Annotated in this window: 7 protein-coding genes; all 7 read left to right on the top strand. The window is 58.8% G+C overall.

Features of this window, described 5'->3' with window-relative positions:
- The first annotated feature begins 150 nt into the window (after nt 1–150).
- A complete protein-coding gene (locus tag DWX63_RS10860) occupies nt 151–1557 on the top strand; it encodes a helix-turn-helix domain-containing protein (protein WP_117843717.1) in 1407 nt (468 codons plus the stop codon).
- Nucleotide 1558: 1 nt separating this feature from the next.
- Nucleotides 1559–1885, top strand: a complete 327-nt coding sequence (locus DWX63_RS10855; protein WP_117843716.1) for a hypothetical protein — start codon at nt 1559–1561, stop codon at nt 1883–1885.
- 174 nt (nt 1886–2059) lie between these two features.
- Nucleotides 2060–2470, top strand: coding sequence for a hypothetical protein (locus DWX63_RS10850; protein WP_117843715.1), 411 nt, complete (start codon nt 2060–2062; stop codon nt 2468–2470).
- Between the two features lie 2 nt (nt 2471–2472).
- Nucleotides 2473–2805 (top strand): hypothetical protein, encoded by a 333-nt coding sequence (locus DWX63_RS10845; protein ID WP_117843714.1) that lies wholly within the window; start codon nt 2473–2475, stop codon nt 2803–2805.
- Between the two features lie 127 nt (nt 2806–2932).
- On the top strand, nt 2933–3538 hold the full coding sequence (locus tag DWX63_RS10840) for a hypothetical protein (RefSeq protein ID WP_147336097.1): 606 nt from the start codon (nt 2933–2935) through the stop codon (nt 3536–3538).
- A 295-nt stretch (nt 3539–3833) separates the two neighbouring features.
- Nucleotides 3834–4088 carry a hypothetical protein gene (locus DWX63_RS10835; RefSeq protein ID WP_117843712.1) on the top strand — a complete coding sequence of 85 codons (255 nt, stop codon included), beginning with the start codon at nt 3834–3836 and terminating at the stop codon, nt 4086–4088.
- A 2-nt stretch (nt 4089–4090) separates the two neighbouring features.
- On the top strand, nt 4091–4372 hold the full coding sequence (locus DWX63_RS10830) for a hypothetical protein (RefSeq protein WP_117843711.1): 282 nt from the start codon (nt 4091–4093) through the stop codon (nt 4370–4372).
- Nucleotides 4373–4552 lie beyond the last annotated feature (180 nt).

Here is a 4552-nt window from a genome sequence, read left to right as displayed (position 1 = left end):
TCTCCGCGAGGGGGCTTTTCTTCTGGCTCTAGGTGTAAAATTGCAGTATTGATAATATAACGTGCCTATGAGGGCTTCCGGGATGGGTTGGTGAGTGGGTTGTCTCTTGAGTCCGTTCTTCTTGAATACGGGGCTTTTGAGGTGTCGGCCATGGAAGTCTACTCGGATATCTTCCGGCTCGGCGATGGCTTCATCCAGACGGAGGGCGAGCCGGGCGGGCTGTGCAAGGCCAACCCGATAATCCTCGGCTCGTTCGGCGGGCATTACGATAGCGACGGGAAGCTCGTCGGAGACAGGAGACGCCGCCGCATCCTGTTCGAGGACACGTTCGAGGAGACCCTTGCCGAGTTCCGCGATGCGAACTGGGCGATAACGAACGGTCTCACCTACTGGGGCAGGGCGAACACCGCCGATGCGCAGAGCAAGATGTGCGCCATGGTCTTCGACCTCGACGGGCAGGATGACGGCACGCTCACGGCGTTCCTGTACAACTGCCGAAGCGACTACCCCGTCTATCCCGAGCCGAACTACATCATCCTGAGCGGGCACAACGTCCATCTGTACTACGTCCTCGAGGAACCCGCCGACCTATACCCGAACACCAAGAGCCTGCTGAAGGACATGAAGTACCACCTGACCGACAGGATGTGGAACAAGCATACGTCGAGGGAATGGGAGCACCCGCAGCACCAGGGCATCAACCAAGGGTTCCGCGTCATCGGCGGCAAGACGAAGGACGGCGGCACGGTCAGGGCGTTCTCGGTCAACACGCACCCCTTCTCGCTCGAAGAGCTGAACGACTTCCTTCCCCCGGAACAGCAGGTAGACCTGTCGAAGAAGTGGAGGGAGACGAGGTACACGCTCGAACAGGCCAAGGAGAGATTCCCCGAGTGGTACGAGAAGGTCATCGTCGGCGGCGGACGCGCCGACGGCTCGTGGGATGCCAAGGAAGACCTCTACAACTGGTGGCTGCGCAAGATACGTGCGGGCGCGACGTTCAGCCACAGGTACTTCTGCCTGATGGCTCTGGCGATATACGCCGTGAAGTGCGGCATCACCGACCGCAAGCGCGTCAAGGCGGACATGGATTCGCTGGTGCCGTTCCTGGATTCGGTAGACACCGAGCACCCGTTCGGCAACGACCATGAGGTCGAGAACGCTCTCGAATGCCTCGACCTGCGATACAAGAAGTTCCCCATCAAGGACTTGGAGAGGATATCGGGAATAGCGATCCCGAAAAACAAGCGGAACTACAGGAAGCAGCCACAGCACATGGCGGTAATGAGGGCGATTCAGGGGGTCACAGACCCGGAAGGAAATTGGCGGAACAAAGACGGTGCGCCGAAGAAGCGCGACATAATCCGCACCTACGCCCGCGAGCATCCGGATGCCAACCACTCGGAAATAGCCAAGGCTCTTGGTGTGTCCCGACCGACAGTCATCAAGTGGCTGAGGGACTGGAAACGCGACACCGACGGCCTGCCCGGCGGCGCGTGGTACGAGGACGGTCATATCCACGTCGATATGGCGGAGCCGAAAATCAAGGCGGGTGATTGATATGACAACGAAACCTTGGCGCTTCACCATCGAGTTCGATGAGGAGAAGGCAAAAAGGAATGGCTACAACGTAGATGACCTCTACGACTGCGTGGGAGAATACGCGGAGCAAATGGGCAACGTCCGCATCGGCCTTGGCACTTGGCAGGCAAAGAGCCGCGAGGTGCAGTTCGGAGCGCAGTGCCCTGTTTGCGTCGCCCTTTCTAAACAGTCTTGGGTCATGCAGAACATTAAGTCTTGGCGTACCTATGAGGACATGAATGAACCGGAGGGCGAAGACTACCTACAGGTAATCCGGGATATCAGCCCGGAACGCGTTTTCGATTAGGGACTGGGAAGGGAAACACCGACGGCCTGCCGGACGGCGCGTGGTACGAGGACGGTCATATCCACGTCGATATGACGGAGCCGAAAATCGGTTGATTCTTGCCCGTTTCCCCGCCGCTGTGGTGGAATACGTGCCATACGATTTGCCAGACACTTTGCCAGACAGGAGCCGACAGTGGCCAAGGTTAAGAAGACCTTCCGAATCGAGGAAGACGCATACGATGAGCTGGTGGAACTCTCGACCGGGTGGGACGTGTCGCAGGGTGCCGCCATCGAGCGTGCCATACGGCTTGCCAGACAGATGCCAGACACTTTGCCAGACGTTTGCCAGACAGGAGACAGTTCTATCGGCGGTGTCGACTCGACGGCGGTGTCCGCGCTGGTCGGCCAGCTCGCCGTCAAGGATGCGCAGCTCGCCAAGAAGGACGAGCAGATAGCCAAGCTCATGGAGACGGTGACGGACAGCACCAAGGCCGTGCAGGGCGCTCAAGCGCTCCACCACGAGACCGCCCAGACGCTCGCGCTGGAATCGGCCGAGCAGAAGCTGAGCCGATGGCAAAGGCTCAAGAGGGCTTGGAGGGGCTAGCCATGAAGTGGAACGCATCCGTGCTGCGCAGGTCGGGTGGATGCGAGCGCACCGAGGTGGCTGACTTTGAGCTTTCGGAGTTCTTCAACCGAATCGCGAGCGTCGAGGGCAAGGCGTGGGTTCTGTCGGTCGAGCGCGTCGGCGATGTGGGCGATTCCGCGCTCGTCGAGCCTGACGGCGATGAACTCGTATCGCAGCTCGGCAAGCGCCGCTGGCGCGTCATGGGAGACCCGGAGGACGGCTGGTGGGTCGAGGTCGATTCAGATGGCAACGAACTTCCGGGCGATTGGGAGTATGACCGAAAGGGCGGGTACGTCTACTGCGCGTTCGCCTAGTCGGGCTGTCCGTCTTCTTTCTGCGGCGGCGGCACCGCAGAAAGAAGACTCTCGCGCGAGCGCTCACCGGCCAAGGCCGCTCTTCGAGTTGCAAGATTTGGGAAGTGTACGGACAAACTCCACTGTTGTGGACTTTTCCCTCACTTCCATCTTGCTCCCGAACGGCTTTAGCGGCCTTGACGGGAGAGCGCTTGCGCTTTGGAAAACCGGCAATTTAGGGTTGCCGGTTTTCAGTGGGCGGCAACCCTGCCGCTCGATTTTGCACCGTTTGCAAATGCGGCGGCGCTATTTGCAAACGGATGATTCTGGAAAAACGAGAGGTGTCGAAAGCGACATGCGGAGAAAAGAAGCACGCGTCGAGGTGCGGATGACCGAACACGAGAAGGAAGCCCTCAAGCGAAAAGCCGCCAAAAACGGCATGACGGTTTCCGAATACGCTCGCACGCTCCTTGCCAATTCCGACGATGCGACAATCAGGGTCATTGATACCGAGCCTTTGAGAAAGGCCGCGCACGAACTCGCGAAGCAGGGGACGAACCTGAACCAGTTCATGAGATTCCTGAACACGTACGGCTCGAATGCGCTCGACCATGAGGAAGCCAAGGCGGTTTTGGGAAAGGAGGTTGCGGCGTTCTCTGAAATCATGGAAGCGCTCGCGGCGCTCCGCAGGGAAGCCGACCGGAACAACGTCCATCTTAAAATCGAGGATTTCGACAATGCCGAAAACGACTGACGAGGGCAAGGAAAGGGTCGATGGAGCAGAGCGTCCATCGACCCTTGTTCGAGTCTGGTCTATTCAGTTGCCCGTCGCGTCAATTCCGCAATCCGTGAACGAGGTCGCTTAGATCTGCTTCGCAGACCACGCGTCCCCGTGGTCACTGATTGCTACATTGACCCGACTACCCTTCCTCAGAAGCATCGCCCTCGTTGTCGCGGCGGCGCTCGCGGCTTTGGTACTCGCGGTGGATACGCTATTTAATTAGGTATACCCCTATGGTATACTTATTAGGAAAGAAAGGAGAACGGCAGTGGTCAGAGTGCATGGGAACGCTCTCAAGCACGGGCTTACCAGCGAGGAAGTTGCGTATGCGTGGGAGAACCCGATTAGATGCCGTCAGCGAAACGGCACGGATGACCCGCCGCTCTGGATTTCGGTCGGCTCGCTTCCCGACGGTAGATTTGCCGAGCTGATTGGATTCATGGATATCGACGGCGTTTGGTGCGTGTTCCACGCGATGGTGCCGCCGACGAAGAAGTTCAAGCGTGAGCTGGGATGGAGGTAGACATGAACGGAATCGTTGCCGAGAACGGCAAGGTCGTGACCGATGAGATGATTGCCGATTGGGAAAGCGCTCTCGAACGCGACGAGTGGCCAAGCGGATGGGTGAATGTGGGCGAAATCGTCGAGGGGAAACTCCCGAAAGCAGCGCCCGAGACGGTAACGCTGTCCCTCAAGGTTCCCGCCGCCATGAAACGGGCGCTTGAGAGGGAAGCGAAGGCCGAGGGCAAGTCGACGGGTGCGTATGCCCGCGGAATCCTCGCCGATGGTCTCATGGCCATAGCCTAGGCCGGTCGGCAGGGGGTCGGTGCCGTTTCCGACCCCCTGCTTTTTGGGGCGGTTTGTACCAAAAATCTATTGATAATATAGGCGGACTGTGTGCCCTTGGCTCCGGGTAGGGAGAGGGCTTCCGGACGGGTCTCCGCGAGGGGGCTTTTCTTCTGGCTCTAGGTGTAAAATTGCAGTATT

The organism is Collinsella sp. AF20-14LB (assembly GCF_003459505.1).
In the GTDB taxonomy this organism is placed as follows: Bacteria; Actinomycetota; Coriobacteriia; order Coriobacteriales; family Coriobacteriaceae; genus Collinsella.
The sequence above is the reverse complement of the archived record's forward strand: the minus strand, read 5'-3'. Positions and strand labels throughout refer to the sequence as shown.

Bases quoted from the DNA above. Each gene is read 5' to 3' on its own strand.
- DWX63_RS10860 (WP_117843717.1), top strand. From the start codon at position 151: ATGGAAGTCTACTCGGATATCTTCCGGCTCGGCGATGGCTTCATCCAG.
- DWX63_RS10855 (WP_117843716.1), top strand. From the start codon at position 1,559: ATGACAACGAAACCTTGGCGCTTCACCATCGAGTTCGATGAGGAGAAG.
- DWX63_RS10845 (WP_117843714.1), top strand. From the start codon at position 2,473: ATGAAGTGGAACGCATCCGTGCTGCGCAGGTCGGGTGGATGCGAGCGC.
- DWX63_RS10830 (WP_117843711.1), top strand. From the start codon at position 4,091: ATGAACGGAATCGTTGCCGAGAACGGCAAGGTCGTGACCGATGAGATG.